The sequence below is a fragment of the Marivita sp. genome (assembly GCF_048006345.1).
In the GTDB taxonomy this organism is placed as follows: Bacteria; Pseudomonadota; Alphaproteobacteria; order Rhodobacterales; family Rhodobacteraceae; genus Marivita.
Genome location: NZ_CP180351.1, coordinates 194,671 through 211,715, shown reverse-complemented (window position 1 = coordinate 211,715; position 17,045 = coordinate 194,671). Strand labels below are relative to the sequence as shown.

General features: G+C 60.6%; 21 protein-coding genes. 11 read left to right on the top strand and 10 right to left on the bottom strand.

The features are described from left to right. The first annotated feature begins 9 nt into the window (after positions 1–9). The 4 genes from ACMVPR_RS01110 to ACMVPR_RS01095 are packed head-to-tail and all read left to right on the top strand — an operon-like array spanning position 10 to position 2,121. On the top strand, positions 10–375 hold the full coding sequence (locus tag ACMVPR_RS01110) for a glycine zipper family protein (RefSeq protein WP_416881348.1): 366 nt from the start codon (positions 10–12) through the stop codon (positions 373–375). Positions 376–398: 23 nt separating this feature from the next. Next, complete coding sequence (locus tag ACMVPR_RS01105; protein WP_416881347.1) at positions 399–575, top strand: hypothetical protein; 177 nt, start codon at positions 399–401, stop codon at positions 573–575. Positions 576–586: 11 nt separating this feature from the next. Continuing rightward, a complete protein-coding gene (locus ACMVPR_RS01100) occupies positions 587–1,462 on the top strand; it encodes an SDR family oxidoreductase (RefSeq protein WP_416881346.1) in 876 nt (291 codons plus the stop codon). Further along, positions 1,459–2,121: a hypothetical protein gene (locus ACMVPR_RS01095; protein ID WP_416881345.1), complete on the top strand. Its 663-nt coding sequence runs from the start codon at positions 1,459–1,461 to the stop codon at positions 2,119–2,121. Before ACMVPR_RS01100 ends, ACMVPR_RS01095 begins: the two co-directional genes overlap by 4 nt. A 12-nt stretch (positions 2,122–2,133) precedes the next feature. Here ACMVPR_RS01095 and ACMVPR_RS01090 read toward each other — a convergent pair whose 3' ends face one another. Beyond that, complete coding sequence (locus tag ACMVPR_RS01090; protein WP_300582852.1) at positions 2,134–2,757, bottom strand: TetR/AcrR family transcriptional regulator; 624 nt, start codon at positions 2,755–2,757, stop codon at positions 2,134–2,136. A 104-nt stretch (positions 2,758–2,861) separates the two neighbouring features. On the opposite strand from ACMVPR_RS01090, the gene ACMVPR_RS01085 reads away from it, so the two are divergent. The 4 genes from ACMVPR_RS01085 to ACMVPR_RS01070 all read left to right on the top strand — a co-directional run bounded on the left by ACMVPR_RS01085 (position 2,862) and on the right by ACMVPR_RS01070 (position 5,395). Next, positions 2,862–3,302, top strand: a complete 441-nt coding sequence (locus ACMVPR_RS01085; protein ID WP_416881344.1) for an ABA4-like family protein — start codon at positions 2,862–2,864, stop codon at positions 3,300–3,302. Beyond that, positions 3,299–4,123 (top strand): hypothetical protein, encoded by an 825-nt coding sequence (locus ACMVPR_RS01080; RefSeq protein WP_416881343.1) that lies wholly within the window; start codon positions 3,299–3,301, stop codon positions 4,121–4,123. The genes ACMVPR_RS01085 and ACMVPR_RS01080 overlap by 4 nt, the downstream gene beginning before the upstream one ends. 20 nt (positions 4,124–4,143) lie before the next feature. Then, positions 4,144–4,539 carry a DUF2147 domain-containing protein gene (locus ACMVPR_RS01075; protein ID WP_416881342.1) on the top strand — a complete coding sequence of 132 codons (396 nt, stop codon included), beginning with the start codon at positions 4,144–4,146 and terminating at the stop codon, positions 4,537–4,539. 244 nt (positions 4,540–4,783) lie between these two features. Beyond that, positions 4,784–5,395, top strand: a complete 612-nt coding sequence (locus tag ACMVPR_RS01070) for a sulfite oxidase heme-binding subunit YedZ (RefSeq protein ID WP_416881341.1) — start codon at positions 4,784–4,786, stop codon at positions 5,393–5,395. 45 nt (positions 5,396–5,440) lie between these two features. Here ACMVPR_RS01070 and ACMVPR_RS01065 read toward each other — a convergent pair whose 3' ends face one another. From ACMVPR_RS01065 to ACMVPR_RS01030, 8 genes are all read right to left on the bottom strand, one after another. After that, a complete protein-coding gene (locus ACMVPR_RS01065; protein ID WP_416881340.1) occupies positions 5,441–6,259 on the bottom strand; it encodes a substrate-binding domain-containing protein in 819 nt (272 codons plus the stop codon). A 27-nt stretch (positions 6,260–6,286) separates the two neighbouring features. After that, on the bottom strand, positions 6,287–7,024 hold the full coding sequence (locus tag ACMVPR_RS01060; protein ID WP_416881339.1) for an ATP-binding cassette domain-containing protein: 738 nt from the start codon (positions 7,022–7,024) through the stop codon (positions 6,287–6,289). Between the two features lie 10 nt (positions 7,025–7,034). After that, positions 7,035–7,742, bottom strand: coding sequence for an ABC transporter permease (locus ACMVPR_RS01055; RefSeq protein WP_416881338.1), 708 nt, complete (start codon positions 7,740–7,742; stop codon positions 7,035–7,037). Between the two features lie 199 nt (positions 7,743–7,941). Further along, entirely contained in the window at positions 7,942–8,661 is a 720-nt protein-coding gene (locus ACMVPR_RS01050; RefSeq protein ID WP_416881337.1) for a GNAT family N-acetyltransferase, read from the bottom strand. Positions 8,662–8,765: 104 nt separating this feature from the next. After that, entirely contained in the window at positions 8,766–10,244 is a 1,479-nt protein-coding gene (locus tag ACMVPR_RS01045) for an aldehyde dehydrogenase (RefSeq protein WP_416881336.1), read from the bottom strand. An 8-nt stretch (positions 10,245–10,252) separates the two neighbouring features. Further along, complete coding sequence (locus ACMVPR_RS01040; RefSeq protein WP_416881335.1) at positions 10,253–11,287, bottom strand: LLM class flavin-dependent oxidoreductase; 1,035 nt, start codon at positions 11,285–11,287, stop codon at positions 10,253–10,255. Positions 11,288–11,328: 41 nt separating this feature from the next. Next, entirely contained in the window at positions 11,329–12,108 is a 780-nt protein-coding gene (locus tag ACMVPR_RS01035) for an alpha/beta fold hydrolase (RefSeq protein WP_416881334.1), read from the bottom strand. Continuing rightward, the gene (locus ACMVPR_RS01030; RefSeq protein ID WP_416881333.1) at positions 12,080–12,679 is read right to left on the bottom strand and encodes an amino acid synthesis family protein; all 600 of its coding nucleotides are present in this window, start codon (positions 12,677–12,679) and stop codon (positions 12,080–12,082) included. Before ACMVPR_RS01030 ends, ACMVPR_RS01035 begins: the two co-directional genes overlap by 29 nt. A gap of 106 nt (positions 12,680–12,785) precedes the next feature. Here ACMVPR_RS01030 and ACMVPR_RS01025 point away from each other — a divergent pair, with 106 nt between their 5' ends. The 3 genes from ACMVPR_RS01025 to ACMVPR_RS01015 all read left to right on the top strand — a co-directional run bounded on the left by ACMVPR_RS01025 (position 12,786) and on the right by ACMVPR_RS01015 (position 16,028). Then, the gene (locus ACMVPR_RS01025; RefSeq protein WP_416881332.1) at positions 12,786–13,628 is read left to right on the top strand and encodes a LysR family transcriptional regulator; all 843 of its coding nucleotides are present in this window, start codon (positions 12,786–12,788) and stop codon (positions 13,626–13,628) included. A 122-nt stretch (positions 13,629–13,750) separates the two neighbouring features. After that, positions 13,751–15,367, top strand: a complete 1,617-nt coding sequence (locus ACMVPR_RS01020; protein ID WP_416881331.1) for a GMC family oxidoreductase — start codon at positions 13,751–13,753, stop codon at positions 15,365–15,367. An 85-nt stretch (positions 15,368–15,452) separates the two neighbouring features. Continuing rightward, entirely contained in the window at positions 15,453–16,028 is a 576-nt protein-coding gene (locus tag ACMVPR_RS01015) for a carboxymuconolactone decarboxylase family protein (protein ID WP_292268490.1), read from the top strand. On the opposite strand, the gene ACMVPR_RS01010 is transcribed toward ACMVPR_RS01015, so the two are convergent. After that, entirely contained in the window at positions 16,016–17,023 is a 1,008-nt protein-coding gene (locus ACMVPR_RS01010) for a succinylglutamate desuccinylase/aspartoacylase family protein (RefSeq protein ID WP_416881330.1), read from the bottom strand. The two genes, ACMVPR_RS01015 and ACMVPR_RS01010, sit on opposite strands and share 13 nt — an antisense overlap. Positions 17,024–17,045 lie beyond the last annotated feature (22 nt).

Below are 17,045 nucleotides of genomic sequence, written 5' to 3'. Positions count from 1 at the left end.
ACACTTCTGATGAAACACCCCGCAATCGCCGCGCTAAGCCTTGTTACTTTGATCTCGGCCTGCGCCGACACAGGCGCACATTACACTCCGATCCTCGATGGCGCACCCAATCCGGCCTTCCAGAGCGATCTGGCGGCCTGTCAGGCACTGGCCCGCAATCAACGCCAGTTCGATCAGGAAACCATGGGTGCTACCGTGCTCGGTGCCGGTGCCGGGGCCGTGTTGGGCGAGATGGACGAAGATGGCGACGCGCTCGGCGGTGCCATCGCAGGCGCGCTTGCCGGTGGCATCGCCAGCGCCGTGGATGTGTCGGATCGGCGCAAAGCCATCGTCATCGAATGCCTGCGTGGCCGTGGCCACCCGGTTGTCGGCTGAAACACTTGGTACGGAGTCGCGATATGTCCGATCTCATCGAACTGCGCCGCCACCGGTTTGACGCCCTGCATGGCTTTCTGACCGGAACACATGCCGCCCTGCCCCGCAGACACCGCGCATCACGCCGGTGTGAGGCGATCCTGTGCCTGTCCATTCTCACCACCGCTGTTCCAGCGGTCGTGGGTCTGGCCGCATTTTGAAAGGAATTGCTATGAAAACCGTCTTCATTGCTGGCGCGACGGGATATTTGGGCCGGTATCTCTGTGCAGAATACGGTCGACGCGGGTGGTACGTGATTGCCCTTGTCCGCAATGCCAAGACCGCAGGCAAGCTATCTGCCGACACCCTTGTCGAAGCTCAGGCGACACAACCCCAAACCCTACACGGTTTGATGAATGGTGCCGATCTGGTGGTATCTGCGCTCGGGATCACCCGTCAGACAGACGGGTTGAGCTACCACGACGTGGACTACCAGGCCAATCTCAACCTCCTGCAAGAAGCCGAACGCGCTGGAGTCGGTCGGTTTGCTTATATCCACGTCCTGAATGCCGACTCGATGCGGAATGTTCCGCTGGTCGCTGCAAAAGCCGACTTCGTCGATGTCCTTAAAGCGTCCCGCATCTCCTCTACGGTCATCGCACCGTCCGGGTATTTCTCTGACATGGACGAGGTCCTTTCGATGGCCAGATCGGGCCGTGTCTGGCTGTTTGGATCAGGGCGCGCTCGGATCAATCCGATTCACGGCGCAGACCTTGCCTGTGTCGTTGCGGATGCAACCGATGCAGAGGCCGATTGGATCGACGCGGGAGGGCCAGAGATCTTCACGCAAACCGAACTCGGCACCTTAGCGTTCGAAACGGTTGCGGCAGCTCCTCGGATCACACACCTTCCCGACGCGCTTCGAAAAGGCCTGTTGGCTGTTTTGCCGTGGGTCACCCCCCGGCGCGTCCATGGACCTCTCCAGTTTTTCCTAACGGCCTGCGCGATGGACATGGTTGGAACCACCTTCGGTACACGTCGCCTTGCAGATGAGTTCAAGACAACCCTGACCAAGCCTGCACCTAACACCCAAGGAGATCAGACATGACCCTCAGTCGCGTTGGAGGCTTGGCCGCGCTGACCTGTGCTGCCACCTATCTGTTCGGTTTCGCGCTTCTGCTGACGCTGCTGGCCCCGATGGGCTATGGCACAACCGAGATCGACACCGCTGCCGTGGTGGCCTTCATCCACGCACGTCCCGGTGTGCTCATCCTGTGGAACACCACGATCTATATCGCCAATGCGCTGGCCTTGGCGGTTCTGGTGGTCGCCCTGTCTGCAAAGCTGCGCCCTTTCAGCGTCGCATGGGCCAGCGTCGCGCATGCGATCGGACTGATCTGGGCAACATTGGTTCTGGGCGCAGGCATGATCGCCAATGTCGCGGTTGAACAGGCGGGCAGAATCTACCCGGAAAACCCGGACGCAGCGGCGTCTCTGTGGTCGGTGCTGCAGAGCGTCGAACTCGGACTTGGCGGCGGCAACGAAATCGCCGGAGCGGTCTGGATCCTGTGCGCCAGTGTCGCGAGCATGAGACACCGGGCGCTCCCTGTGTCTGTCAGCTTGGTTGGGCTGTCTACTGGCGTCGGAGGGCTGGCCACGCTGGTTCCCGCAATTGGAGACCTCGCAGGCGCCGTGTTCGGATTGGGGGCAATCGTCTGGTTTGTGTTGATCGGTGGGCATCTTGTCCGGTCAACCAAGACTACCTGACGGATCGCCGGGCTAAACGTCCCTTGGCGACAGGTTCACCGCAAGCATGTTGCGAAAGAACGCGTCGCGTTCGGCCTCGGCATTCTCTCCGTCCGGCAATTCGATATAGCCCGACAGAATCAGGTCCGCGATACCATGAGCCCGGGTCCAGCACGCCAGAACTTCGATCCGTCCTTCAGGGTCGAGCATCGGATCTGCCCCGCGCAAATCGCCAACCGCCCGGGCGAGTGTCATAAACGCGCTCAGGGCCGCAGCCTGCAATGAAGAGCCTTCGGCAGGGGTTTGATCCAAACCAAAGATCAGCCGAAACATGGCAGGTTCCGACAAGGCAAAATCCAGATAGCCCTGCCCCGTCGCGATCAGACGTTCGTAGGCTGTTTGGATCGCCCGCTCCTGTCGGGCCTCCATACAGTCCACAAGACTGCGAAAACCGCGTTCCGCCAAAGCGTCGATCAGTCCCGCCGCGTCACCGAAATGATGCGCGGGGGCTGTGTGGCTAACACCGACCCGTGCCGCGACACGGCGCAACGAGAAACCGGCAACACCGCGTTCCGACAGTTCTTCTTCACCAGCATCCAGTATGGCGCGGCGCAGATCCCCATGGTGATAGCGTTTGGACTTGGTGTGACCCGTCATGTCAGAAGGCCCGTGAGTGGAGGGTGGAAGAATATCTTGACAGTGGAAAGATCGACGGTACCATCGCATCTATCCAGTGTAAAGATCGAGTCGGCTCAAAACACATGCCCGAAACCTTGTTCTCCATCGCAAATGCCGCTGCGCTCTCTGGCTGGATCGCTCTGCTTTTCGCGCCATTCGCGCCGAAAACCATCGACCTGTTTGCCGGTTGGGGTCTCCCCGCCATATTGAGCCTTGGATATTCGATCATCATTCTTGTGCACTTTGCGGACGCGCCAGGTGGATTTCAAACGCTTGCCGACGTGCAGTTGCTATTTTCCGATGCCAATGTGGCTTTGGGAGGCTGGATTCACTACCTCGCTTTTGATCTGTTCATCGGGGCATGGGTCGTCCGCGACGCGCGCAACCATGGCATCCCGCATTGGTGCGTCGTTCCGATCCTGCCTTTCGTGTTCCTGCTCGGACCATTTGGGCTGCTGGCATATCTGTGCCTGCGGCTGGTTCTGAAAGCTGCGCCGCGCTTCACCGAGGCAAGAGCAGCATGAGCCTTGTGTCCTGCGATACTCCGACGAACAGGCTGCTGTGGCTTCCAAACACTGCCGTCGAACCCATCCTGTTCCGGATCGGCCTCGCAATGGTCCTGTCGCTGGCCGTGACGGTTCCGGCCCTGTTTCTGGACGACAGAACGTTCCAGGGCCAGAATGTCTGGATCAAGCCGATCAAGTTCCAGATCGCGCTGGCAATCTACTTCCTGACCCTTTCGGTCTATGCTGGCATGCTCCCGCACCGGGTGATCGCGTCGGTCAGGATGCGGGTGTTCCTGATCGTCGCATCCTTGGCCGCCATTGCCGAGATGCTGTGGATCGGTGGCGCGGCGATGTTCGCAACGGCATCACATTACAACACCGGCCCCGTGATGAGCATCATTTACGGCGCGATGGGCGTTGCAGCAATTATCCTGACCAGCGTCAGCCTTGTTCTCGGGCTTGCCTTCTGGAAGGCCGACCGAGGCGTCGCGAAAGACCCGTTGTACCTGTCGCTTGCTCTTGGTCTCATCCTGACGTTTGTGCTGACGGTGCCGATTGCAGGCGTTCTGTCCTCCATGCCGGGCCACCATATCGGTGTTCCGATCACTGGGGAGGCACTGCCGCTGATGGGCTGGTCGCGAGAGGTCGGAGACCTCAGGGTCGGACATTTCTTTGCAACCCATGCCTTGCATGCAGTTCCGCTGGTTGGTGTGATGGTTGCGGGGATGGCAAACCGAAGCTTGGGCAACCGCCTCGTCTGGGCAAGCGCAGTCGCCTATGCCGCTTTGACACTTGGCACATTCCTGCAGGCCCTTTGGGCACAACCTTTCATTTCATGATACCGGGAAAGGAGAACCGAGTGACCTCTATCTTGAACCGCCTCGTTCTGGTCATTGGATTGGCGGTGTCTCCTCAAGGACTGCTGGCGAAGGATGCGACCTGCATCTGGCGGACGGAACCCACGGATCAAGGGTATGTCGAAGTCGAACTGAGCGCATGTGGTCCCACACTGTGCGGCACGATCCTCCGCGCCAGCGATCTGGCAGGACAGGAGCAAGCCTACGAACATACGGGCAAGCGCATGATCTGGGACATGGCCGGCGATGGCGCTGGCCGCTGGACCAATGGCCGTATCTGGGATCCGCGCAACGGGCGCACCTTCAAGTCACGTATGGAACTCGATGGAACCACCCTGAAGGTCTCGGGCTGCGTGCTCGGAATTTGTCAGACACAGACTTCGCGGCGGGTGCAATGATGCCGTAGCCGCAAGTGAATCCCTGTCACGACATTGGTTTATCGGTAAGAGTACGACAGGGAAGCCCTGCGCCACGTGTAAACGCGGCGCAGGGTTCTTTCATTTCGGCAATGGATTGCCCGCCGAATGCCGAGCATTCTCGCCCCCGAACAAACTGGCTGAGACAAAAAATTCACAACCCTCCGACGGAATACCGCGCGTCGCCCGTGTGACGTGTCAGATCAGAACCGACACGGAGGGCACCATGCTCAAAAAACTCGAATTCCTGAACCCTTACTGGCTGTGGCTGCTCCTCGCCCTGCCCGCCATTGGCATGACGATCGAAGCGCTCACATCGACGGACCCGCGTGTCTTTCACATCCTCGTACATCCAAGCGGCGAATTTTCCGCACGGTTCCTGATCATCACGATGATGGCGACACCCTTGGTGCTCCTGCTGCGAGGCTGGCGGGGGCCACAATGGCTCAAGAAAAACCGCCGGTATTTCGGCGTCGCGGCCTTTGGCTACGGTCTCTTGCACACCGTGTTCTACCTGATCGACAAATCGTCGGTCGCCACAATCATCTCCGAGATGTCCCGCCTCTACATCTGGACCGGCTGGATCGCCTTCTTGATCTTTGTTCCCTTGGCCATGACATCAGCAGACCTGTTCGTGCGGAAAATGGGAACTTGGTGGAAATGGCTGCAACGCTGGACTTATGCGGCCGCTGTTCTGACCCTTGTCCACTGGGCGTCGCTGCACGATTGGGGCGGCTGGGTTCCGGCGGCAGTACATTTCGCACCGCTGATCGCACTGGAAAGCTACCGTATCTGGTACTGGTATCTGCGACCCCGGCCGGCCCAGACCGCGATCTGAGGCAATGCAAAAGGGGCGGCAAGTCAGCCGCCCCTGTCTGCCCTCTCAGTTGGTTGGGGCGTTCGGGAAAAACAGCTGCTGATCGGCCACCTTGTAACCCGCGATGGCCGCCTGCCCGTCCGCCGAAACCAGCCAGTCGGCAAACGTCTGGGCCGCGTCTGCGTTCACACTTGGGCACTTGGCCGGATTGACCGGGATCACGCCATATTGGTTGAACATGTCGTCATCGCCTTCGACACTGATCTGGTAATCCTGCTTGTTCTCGAAGCTGATCCAGGTTGCGCGGTCGGTCAGAACATAGGCACCCATGCCGATCCCCGTGTTCAGCGTCGCGCCCATCCCTGATCCAGTTTCACGGTACCATCCGCCGCTTGCTGATGTCGGATCGACCCCGGCGCTGGCCCAGAGCGACATTTCTTTCTTGTGCGTGCCACTGTCATCCCCGCGAGAGGCGAACAATGCGCCGCTGTCCGCGATCTTGGTCAATGCCCCCTGAACATCGTTCATTCCGGCTACACCCGCCGGGTCAGAGCTGGGGCCGACCACGACAAAGTCGTTATACATCAGGTCGGTCCGAACCGTTCCAAACCCGTCGGCGACGAATTTCTCTTCCGACGCCTTGGCATGAACCAGCAAGACATCGCCATCGCAGTTCTCGGCATTCTTGATCGCCTGCCCGGTGCCCACAGCGACCACGTTTACCTGAATGCCCGATGTCTCTTTGAACAGCGGCAGGAGATAGTCATAGAGGCCCGAATTGGCCGTCGAAGTCGTGGACTGCACGATGATCGAGCTCTCCTGAGCCGATACCGACCCAGCGATACACAGTGCCAGCGCGGTGGCGAGAAATGGATTGGTATTCATGATGCTCCCTGCTTGGTCTTGGTTGAGTCAGATAACAATTCTGCCGTCGATGTAGTCGCGGGCCGCGGCGCAACGCGGTTCCCGGAAAAACGCCACCGCCGGGGAATGTTCCCCGATGCGCCCGCGGTGCAGAAACACGACATCGTCCGCCATGCGCCGGGCCTGTCCAACGTCATGAGTCACGAGAACGACGCGCGCCCCACGGTCCCGTGCGTCAGCAACGATCTTCTCGATGGCCAGGACAGACGCCGGATCAAGGCTTGCCGTCGGCTCGTCCAGAAAAAGAACCTCCGGATCGGTTGCTAAAGCCCGCGCCAAGGCAAGACGCTGCGCCTCGCCTCCCGACAGCAGCCGCGCAGGCTGATTGGCCTTGTGCCGAAGCCCGACATGGTCAAGCAGGTCGTCGCGCCGCGCCATGTTCTTACCGCGCGCCTTGAGCACGAAGTCGATATTCGCAGCAACCGAGCGGCGCAAAAGCACTGGCTTCTGAAACACAAGCGCCTGTCTGGACATCGCGTCCTTCGGGTGTACCCCGGCCCAAAGAACCGAGCCGGAACTCGGCGTGATCAAACCGTGCATCACCTTGAGCAGCAGGCTCTTGCCCGCACCGTTCGGTCCCATGATGACCGTGCACCCCGTCGTGCCTAGGTCCAGGCTCACACCGTCCAGCGCCATCACATTGTCAAAACGCAGACCAACATCGCGCATCACAAGGTCAAAACTCGCCGGCAGCGACGCGGTGCGATTGGACGGGTCAGAACCCATGGCGGCCGCATCAAACATAGGCTTGCCGCGCCGCCGTAATGCGAACGGATTGCACCGCCGCGTTCACACCCAAAGCAATCACCAGCAGGATGATTCCAAGGGCCAAAGCCAGCGCAAGGTCCCCTTTGGAGGTCTCAAGCGCAATTGCCGTCGTCATCACCCGCGTCAGGTGGTCGATATTGCCACCGACGATGATGACGGCCCCCACTTCGGCTACAGCCCGCCCGAACCCGGCAAGGCCCACCGTCAGCAGCGAATACCGCGCGTCCCAAAGCAAGGCCTGCACAGTCTGCATCCGGGTCAGGCACAGCGACCGGAATTGGTCTGCATATTCGGTGTGCAGGTCTTCGAGAACCTGCCGCGACAAAGCCGCAACAATCGGCGCGATCAGGATGGTCTGCGCAATGATCATCGCCGTCGGAGTATAGAGCAGCCCGAGAAAGCCAAGCGGTCCGGACCGGGACAGGTGCAGGTACACCAACAGGCCAACCACCACCGGCGGCAGCCCCATCAGGGCATTCATCAGGATGAGAACCGCATTGCGTCCTCGGAACTGGCCAATCGCGACAAGTGCCCCGATCGGAAGGCCGATGGCACAAGCGATGATCGTTGCGGTTAGGCTAACCCTCAGTGACAAGAGGACGATTTCAAGAAGGTCCCGATCACCGGACAACACCAGCGCGAAAGCGAGTCCCAGGGCGTCTCCGATGCTTTGCAAAATTTACCCTTAGCTTGCATAATTTCCGCTTCCGGAAAATTTACGCAGCTCCAGTCGCAAAGATCAAGTCCGCATCACGGTCAAACATGCATTTTGCAGACGCTTTTTTGTATCCCGAGGAAAATTGCACGACGACGCCGTGTATAATTTCCGGAAAAACAACTCGGCCGTGAAACTCAGGTCAAGGCACGACGAACGATCAGCGCGTGCGACGGAACAGGTCCCAACCGGGGTCCGCGCAGCCATTCGGCACAAATCCGGCAGCCTCGAGCACACGCCGCGACGCGACATTGCCGTCCCTGACCTTGGCGATCAACGCAACGAGCGACGCATCTTCTGCAAAGCACTGCCGGACAAAAGGAACGACCGCCGCACTGGCAAAGCCCTGCCGCCAATACGCGCGGCCAATCCAATAGCTGAGTTCTGAAACGCCGTCTTCCTGTGCGCTATCCAAAGAATGGAGTCGCACTTGGCCGACAGGAACATCGTCATAAAGGATGGCAAAGACGCTGTGATGCCCTCCATGGTTCGCGATCTCGATCAGGGATTGTGCCATCTCGAGAGTCACAGCACCGGGATAGGGTTCTGGTAGCGTCTCCCACATCTTGGGGTCGTCAAGCAGTTCAACAAGCCGCGGCGCATCCTTCATGTCCCAAGGGCGCAGATGCACATGCAAAGAAACGTTTGTCTGCGCGCGTCCCGTTCTGGGATGCGCGGGGTCAATCACTTCATTCGGGAACAGATCGTCTATCCCCTGCGCCAGCACCCAGCCACATTGCATGGGATCAAAGGCAAGGGGGATGCCGTGGGTCTTGCAAAACTCCAGTTCGTCCGCACCGAGAATTCCATCAGACCGCAAACGGTCCATGTGGAAAGGTCGTCCACACGGCAAAGTCAGTAACTTGTCGTCAGTCAACATTGCACACTCCCGCCCCTGAAAAGGCATTTGGGAGTATTTTTTAAAGTTGCAACTGGAATACCTCTTTAATTTTTGCGCAGCGCCATGCCTACGCGCCTACCAACTCAGCGCATCACGAAGGGATTGGACATGGGGGCTTCCGACGTGCTGATCCAGACAGTCTTGGTCCGAGTGTAATCGTGGACGGCTTCAATCCCCGCTTCACGTCCATAGCCGGACTGGTTGAACCCGCCGAAGGGCGCGATGGGTGACACGGCGCGATAGGTGTTCACCCAGCAAATCCCGGCCTTGATCCGCGCCGACACGCGATGCGCGCGGGCGACGTTCTGGGTAAAAACCCCCGACCCCAACCCGAAGGGGGTGTCATTGGCCAATGCGATGGCCTCGTCTTCCGTGTCGAACGGCAAAAGCGACATGACCGGGCCAAACATCTCGACCTTGAGCGTTTCTGTACCTGCGTCCACACATTTCACCAGCGTTGGGGCCATGTAGTTGCCGGGTCGGTCCAGACGGGTCCCACCGAACTGGATCTGCGCTCCGCCTTCGACCGCCGCCGCCAAGGTGGCCTCGATCCGCCTGACCTGCGCCTCGGTGCAGAGCGGACCCACATGCGTCGCCGCCTCCAGCGGATCACCAATGACCACATGCGCCATCTTGGCCTCGATCCGCGCGATCAGGTCATCCATCACCGACCGATGCACAAGCCCACGGCTGCCCGCGACGCAGCTTTGACCCGACGCGCCAAAATTGCCAGCGATCAGACCGTTGGCGGCGCCATCCAGATCGGCATCCTCAAACACGAGGATCGGGGATTTCCCGCCCAGCTCCAGCGTCGTCACCGCGAAATTCTCGGCCGAGTTGCGGATAACATGCCGTGCAGTTTCCGGCCCGCCGGTAAAGGCGATCCGGTCCACATCGGGATGACGCGTCAGCGGGATGGCGCAATTTTCTGCATCGCCGGTGATGACCGACACCACACCGGGCGGAAAGCCCGCCTTTTCGATCAACCGCGCGAATTCCAGCATCGGCGCAGGCGCAATTTCCGACGCTTTGAGCACCACAGTACAGCCCGCCGCCAAGGCCGGACCCAGCTTGGTTGCGGTCAGGAACATCTGGGCGTTCCACGGCACGATGGCCACCACAACGCCAATCGGTTCACGGCGGGTGAAGACATGCATGTCCGGCTTGTCGATGGGCAGAACCGCGCCTTCGATCTTGTCGGCCAGACCCGCATAATAGCGATAATAATCCGCAACATAGCCCGTCTGGCTTGCCGTTTCCGCCAAGAGCTTGCCACTGTCCGTGGTCTCGATCCGGCCAATCTCCTGCGCATGTTCCGCAATCAGATCCGCCAGACGATAGAGCAGCTTGCCCCGCTGCGTCTGCGTCATATCCCGCCACGCCGGATCATTCAGCGCCCGCTTTGCCGCCCCAATTGCACGGTCCACATCGCCCGCATCCGCACAGGCAAATGTCGCCCAATCCGCGCCCGTCGCAGGGTTCTGCGACCGCATCACCTGCCCGCTTCCCCCTTCCGTCCAAACGCCGTCAATGAAAAGCGGATAATGCGGTAGCTGGGTCATAACATCTCTCACTGAAAGGCCGGCATCACGTCGTCGATGAACCGCGCCAGGGACGCGCGTTTGCGCTCGAAACTCATGCCGCTGTCGATCCAGAACGAATATTCGTCATACCCCAAATCCTCGTATGTCTTGATCCGATCCACAACCTGATCCGCCGTCCCTATGGTCAGGTCGCGCGCCATATTCTCGGGCGCCATCAATGCGTTTGCCGCCATCTCATCCTCGGTGAGGGGTGCGATCAAGCCCTGGCTGACCGGGCGCTTGTTCTGGAACCATGCCCCGAAGTAGCAATAAAAGCGCGACAATTCCTTGGCCGCAACCGCCACATCTGCCTCATCGGACCCCACATAAGTATGGTGCAAGAGCATGATTTTCGGGCGCGGCCCGTCATAACTCGCACAGGCATCGTTGAAACGGCCCATCAGGGTTTCGATCTCCTCCATCCCCATCCACAGCGGCGTGACCTGAATGTTGAACCCGTTATGCACGCCAAACTCATGGCTGTTCGGATCGCGCGCGGCGATCCAAATGGGCGGGCCATCGGGCTGAACAGGTTTCGGGGCTGATGTGGTCGCCGGGAACTGGAAGAACTCGCCTTCATGGGCACAATCCCCCGCCCACAGCTTGCGCAGCAAAGGCGTGATTTCCCGCATGCGCTGCCCGGCTTCCCAAGCATCCATGCCGGGCAGCAGGCGTTCGTATTCATAGGAATAGGCCCCCCTCGCGATGCCCAACTCGATCCGTCCGCCGGTCAGCAGGTCCGCCGAGGCGGCCTCTCCCGCCAGCTTGATCGGATGCCAGAAGGGCGCAATCACCGTGCCTGTTCCCAGCCGCACGTTCTTTGTATGGTGCGCGATATTCACCAAGGACATCAGGGGGTTCGGCGCAATGGTGAACTCCATCCCGTGATGCTCACCTGTCCAGACAGCCCGCATCCCGGCTTCATCCGCCATTTTGCACAGCGCGATGAACTCTTCGTTCAACTGGTCATGCGGTTGGTCCGGCGTCAGACGTTCCATGTGCACGAAAAGCGAGAACTCCATGTCTCAGGTCCTTTCAAAGAAGAGATCGATTTCAGCCAGGGTCACGACAGCACCTCGGCCGCAAAATCCAACAGTGCCGCGTTGACCACCTCGGGATGGGTCATGGGCATCATATGCGCCGCGTCTGGTACGATGATCGCGCGGCCGTTGGGGGCCAGTGCCGCCATCGCCTCGGACATCGCGGGGGTCGAATTCGGCTCCAACCCGCCGGTCATGAAGAGCGCGGGGCAGGACAGACGCGCCAAATCCGCGCGGCGCGGGCCGGGATTGTGGGCAAAGGCGGTATAGGCGGCTTTGTAGCCCGCGGGCGACACGGAGCAGAGCCAGTCTTGGCAAGCCGCACGCTCGTCAGAGGCCGCGTCGCTGAACCAGCGATCCAACGCTCCTGTCGGGTCGGCCACAGATACCCCGTCCAACTCCGCCGCACGCGCTTGCACCGCGCGCGCTGCTTCGGGACTGCGCTCGAAAACCGCATTCAGCGCAACAACGCCCCTCACCCGATCCGGTGCCCGCACCGCCAGATCCAGCGCGATCATCGCCCCCATCGAATGGCCCACAACCATCGAAGGGCCGTCGATGGCGGCCAGCACGGCGTCGGAATAGTCCGACACACGGTTCATCTCCGATCGCACCGCGCTTTCCCCATGCCCCGGCATGTCGAACGCGGTGACTTGATACGCTTCAGCCAAAGCGTCGATTTGCCGGTTCCACGCCTCCGACCGAAGGCCCACGCCGTGCAACAGCACGATCTGCGCGCCCTCGCCTGCCTCGATCGCGGCCAAGCCAGCCCGCTCAGACCGCGGCCGGGTTGTCCAGATCATGGCCCAAATCCTTGAGGTCCTGATAGCGGTCGCCAATTCGGTGATGCGGACGCCCAGACGTGGCCCCGCCCAGCACGACGACAATCTCATCCGCGCGCGGCGAGTCGGGAATGGCGAAATGGATGGTCAGGTAATGCGACCGGCGACCCGCATCGTTCTTGTCCATCAGGGGCACCATGATCGGCGCATTCGCCGGGCCGCGCGTATTGGTGAAAGCGAGGTAGGACTTGGCCTCGACCGCCTGCCGGTAGTGGTTGCCGAAGCGCAGCGTGTGGATCAGGCCCGAGGCGTGTTCAACCTCGCCATCAAGACCCACCACCGCAGCCTTGCCATAGGCCTCGATTGCGTCGCCACCCCCGGCCAGCCGCAACATCCGCTCGGTCAGCATCTCGCCCAGAACAGGACCGTAAGCGCGAATTTCCGGGGTCAGATCGTCGACAAACCGCCCCGCCCACGGGTTCCGTACAACTGCGGCCACGGCAAACATGCGCCACGGCGTTTCGGCGGCTTTGAACCCTTCGATCAGCACCTCTTCATCATAGGTCACGATCTTGCGGATTTCTGGTGTCATGTCGGTCTCCTGTTCGCTGTCGGCGACAGTAGAAACCGGCAAATTCTTTGACAAACGAATGAATTGGAGGGCTAGGTATTAAAAAGAGTAATGGCTGATTTGACCCATGGCAAAATCGCTCCCACCCCTGACATGGTTCCGCTCATTCGAAGCGGCAGCCCGGCACCTGAGCTTCACCGCCGCAGCGGAAGAAATCGGCCTCACCCAATCCGCCGTCAGCCAGCAAGTGAAATCGCTGGAACTGCGCCTGCGCGTGCCGCTTTTCGTCCGGCAGGCGCGGGGGCTGATGCTCACCGATGACGGGCGGCGGCTTTTACCGGAAATCAGCGCAGCGCTTGATGCGCTGGCGGGTGCGGCAAGCCGGTTCGAGGCCGGACCAGTGGAAAACCTGCTGACCGTCGCCACCTCGGTCAGTGTCGCGCAATGGGTGATCGCCCCGCGCCTTCCCGATTTCACCGCACGTCATCCGAACATCCGCCTGCGCTTTCTCAGCGCGATCTGGCCTGATGATTTCCACTCAGCCCGTGCCGATGTCGAAATCCGGTTCGGATCGTCGAAACAAGCCGGGCGACACGCAGAGCCGCTGCACCCCAACAACCTGATCGCGCTGAAATCCCCTGCCCTCAACGGCACTCTTGACACGCTGCCTCTGATCGAAGCCGTTGGCACCTCGAGCGGCTGGCGCGCGTGGTCAGACAAACTCGGCGGGCATCGCCAGCCGTCGCTGTTTGCCGACACCTATGGCATGGCGCTGCAACTGGCGGCACATGGCAACGGTGTTGCTCTTGTCAGCGCGGTGCTGGCCGGACATGCGCTTGCGTCAGGAATGGTCGAACGCGCGCATCCCGCGTCGATCCCAAGCCAGGAAGGCTATTTCCTGTCGATTGCCGAACCCAGCCTCGCAGCCACACAGTTCCGGTCCTGGCTGATGGAGCAGTTGCCAAAATGACAAAGGCCTCACTTTCGATGGCTTGCGCGACCGGAATGATCCATCTAACGCTGTGCCACTGACGATCCCGCATCATCCGAGATCGTTGCAGGATCTCGGCACGCGACCAACGGAGGATTGGCTTGGACGCATTTGATTTCGTGATCGTCGGTGCGGGGTCCGCCGGATCGGTGCTCGCCAACCGCCTGACGGCTTCCGGCAAATACACCGTGCTTCTTCTCGAAGCCGGTGGATCCGACAAGACCCCGTTGGTTCAAATTCCCATCGGTTACGGCAAGATCTTCTACGACGCCAAGGTCAATTGGAAATACGTCACGGAACCCGATCCCAATCTGGACAATCGCCCGATCTATTGGCCGCGCGGCAAGGTGCTGGGCGGATCAAGCTCGATCAACGCGATGGTCTATGTGCGCGGGCACCAGAATGATTACGCCGAATGGAACGCGGTCGCCCCCGGTTGGGGCTGGCCTGATGTGGAGCCGCTGTTTCGCCGCATGGAGAACTGGGACGGTGCGCCAAGCCCGGTGCGTGGGACAGATGGCCCTCTGGCAGTGCATGACGTGCTGCCCGAAGTGCACCCGCTCACCCGTGTCTATCTTGAAGCTGCTGCACAGGCTGGGTTTCCGACGAACCCGGACTACAACGGTCCTGACATGGAAGGCGCCACAACCTACCAGATCACCACGAAGGACGGCTTCCGCGCCTCTTCCGCGCGCTGTTACCTCGATCCCGCACGCAAGCGTCCTAACCTTGAGATCCGCACGCGCGCACATGTGACCCGCGTTCTGTTCGACGGCACCCGCGCCATCGGTGTCGAATACCGCCACAAGGGCCAGACCAAGACCGCCCGCGCCCGGGCCGAGGTGATCCTTTCTGGCGGTGCGATCAATTCACCGCAATTGTTGCAACTGTCGGGCATCGGGCCGGGACAGGTGTTGCAGAACCACGGCATCGACGTGCTGCTTGAGGCACCGCAGGTGGGTCGGAACCTTCAGGACCATCTCGGCAGCGACAACCTCTATGTCTCCAAGGTCGCGAGCCTCAATCAGGAGCTGGGGCCGCTGCTGGGCAAGATGAAAGTCGCGCTGCACTATGCGCTGAAACGCAAAGGGCCCCTGTCGCTGAGCCTCAATCAGGGCGGCGGGTTCATCCGCGTGCGGGAAGACTCCCCCGGCCCCGACCTGCAACTCTACTTTTCGCCGGTCAGCTACACCCGTGCGCCCGTCGGCGTGCGGCCCTTGATGAGCCCTGACCCCTTCCCCGGTCTGCTGATTGGCTTCAACCCCTGCAAGCCGACCAGTGTCGGGCATCTGCAAATCCGGTCGCCCGACCCGTTTGTGGCCCCGGAAATGCACCCGAATTACCTCTCGACCGAATATGACCGCACGCTGATGCTGGCTGGCACCAAACTGATGCGCAAGATTGCGGGCACGCAGGCAATGAGCGCTGTGGTCGACAGCGAATTGTTGCCGGGTGCCCAGGTCGATGATGACGCCGCCATCGAGGCTTACATCCGCAAGACAGCCTGGACCGTGTTCCACCAATGCTCCACCTGCCGGATGGGCACCGATCCCGCGACTTCTGTTGTGGACCCACGCCTAAGGGTGCGCGGCATCGACGGATTGCGGGTGGCCGACGCGTCGATTTTTCCGTCCATTCCCACCGGGAACACCAATGCGCCCGCGATCATGGTTGGCGAAAAGGCTTCGGACCTGATCCTCGAAGATGCGCGCGGGTGAATACGGACCTGACCAAAGGGTCTCGCCGAAACTGTGCCGAGCAGACTATAGTTCGCAAAGCCTGCACTGAACAAAGGAGCCTGCGATGACAGCATGGATCGAAATGATCTCGGACGAAGACGCCTCACCCCGTCTGAAAGAGCTTCTGGATCAGGCGCGCACCCCGCACGGGACCGTCGACACCGTGATGCGTGTGCATTCGCTGCGTCCTGAAACCATGCACGGGCATGTGGCGCTCTATCGGTCGGTGCTGCATTCCGACGACAACAAACTGCCGTTCTGGTTTCTGGAAGTGGTGGCCAGCTACACGTCGATCCTGAACGATTGCACCTATTCGCTCACGCATCACTTCATGAACGTGCGCAACCTGATCAAGGACCAGCCCCGGTCCGACCGCATCTTTACGGCGCTCAAGGCGCACCGGCCCGAAGATGAATTCGACGGCAAAGAACTGGCCCTGCTGCGCTACGCGGCGAAACTGACGGTGTCGGTTGGCAAGATGGTCAAGTCGGATTTCGAGGCGCTCAAGATCGCGGGTTGCGATGACGGAGAGATCCTAGAAGTCAATCAGGTCTGCGCTTACTTCAATTATTCCAACCGCTTGCTGAACGGCCTTGGCGCGACGACAGACGGCGATATCGTGGGCTATTACAAAGCCTGATCCACGTCCTGCACGACCAGAAGCAGCATCTCGCCGCGTCGAACCATCCCGCGATTGGTGTGAGCCAATATCATCCCGTCCTGCGGCACAGTGAGGCGCACCGAGGGGCGCTCGGGTTCCGTTACAAAATGGAACCACCCGGCAAAATCGCCTGCCGTCACGTCCTGCCCCGCGCTTAATGCGCGATCGAACAGGCCCTCGGACGTGGCGTAAAGCGACGCGTGGGGGTCACGGATTTCGACAATTCGGGGTTTGGGTGGGTGATGCACAGCGCCATCGACCATCCCCAGATGGCGCAGGATGTTCCAGACCCCCGCCTCTGCCTGATCGGTGATACCCGGATCGACACCACCGCCGCCGCCAAGTTCCGTGGCGATCATGGGAACACCGGCTCGGTCTGCAGCGGCGTTCACCGACCGATTGTCGTTATGCGCGCCCAGGCGCCAGACAAGCGGCAAACCGAACAGGTGGGCAAGCTCCATATTTTTCGCCGCCAGAACAGGGTCTTCGGTCAAAGTCGGCAAGGCGCAGGGCTGGAAGAACGACGCTTTTCCGCCGGAATGCAGATCAATCGCCGCATCGCAAAGCGGCAGGATCTCAGTCTCAAGAAACTGCGCGATCATTGCGGTCGGCCCGCCGTCGCGGTCACCCGGAAACGCACGGTTCAAGTTCGCACCGTCCAGCGGCGACACCCGCGATGACGCGGAAACAGCGGGCATGTTCAACGCGGGAAAGGCAATGATCTGACCGCGCAGATCGGACGGATCAAGCGCGTGAATCACCCGCATGATCGCTGCAGGACCTTCGTATTCGTCGCCATGCGTGCCCCCGACCAACAGCAGCACAGGCCCGTCCGTGCCCTTGACCGACACAACCGGGATCGGGTGATAACCCAGCGGATTGCTGTTGTCAGACCAGCGCAGCATCGCATCCCCGACCTGTCGACCAGGGGCCGACACATCAAATGTCAGTGAAATCCGGCTCTTGGGACTCATCGCAAAACCACGCCTTTCTGGA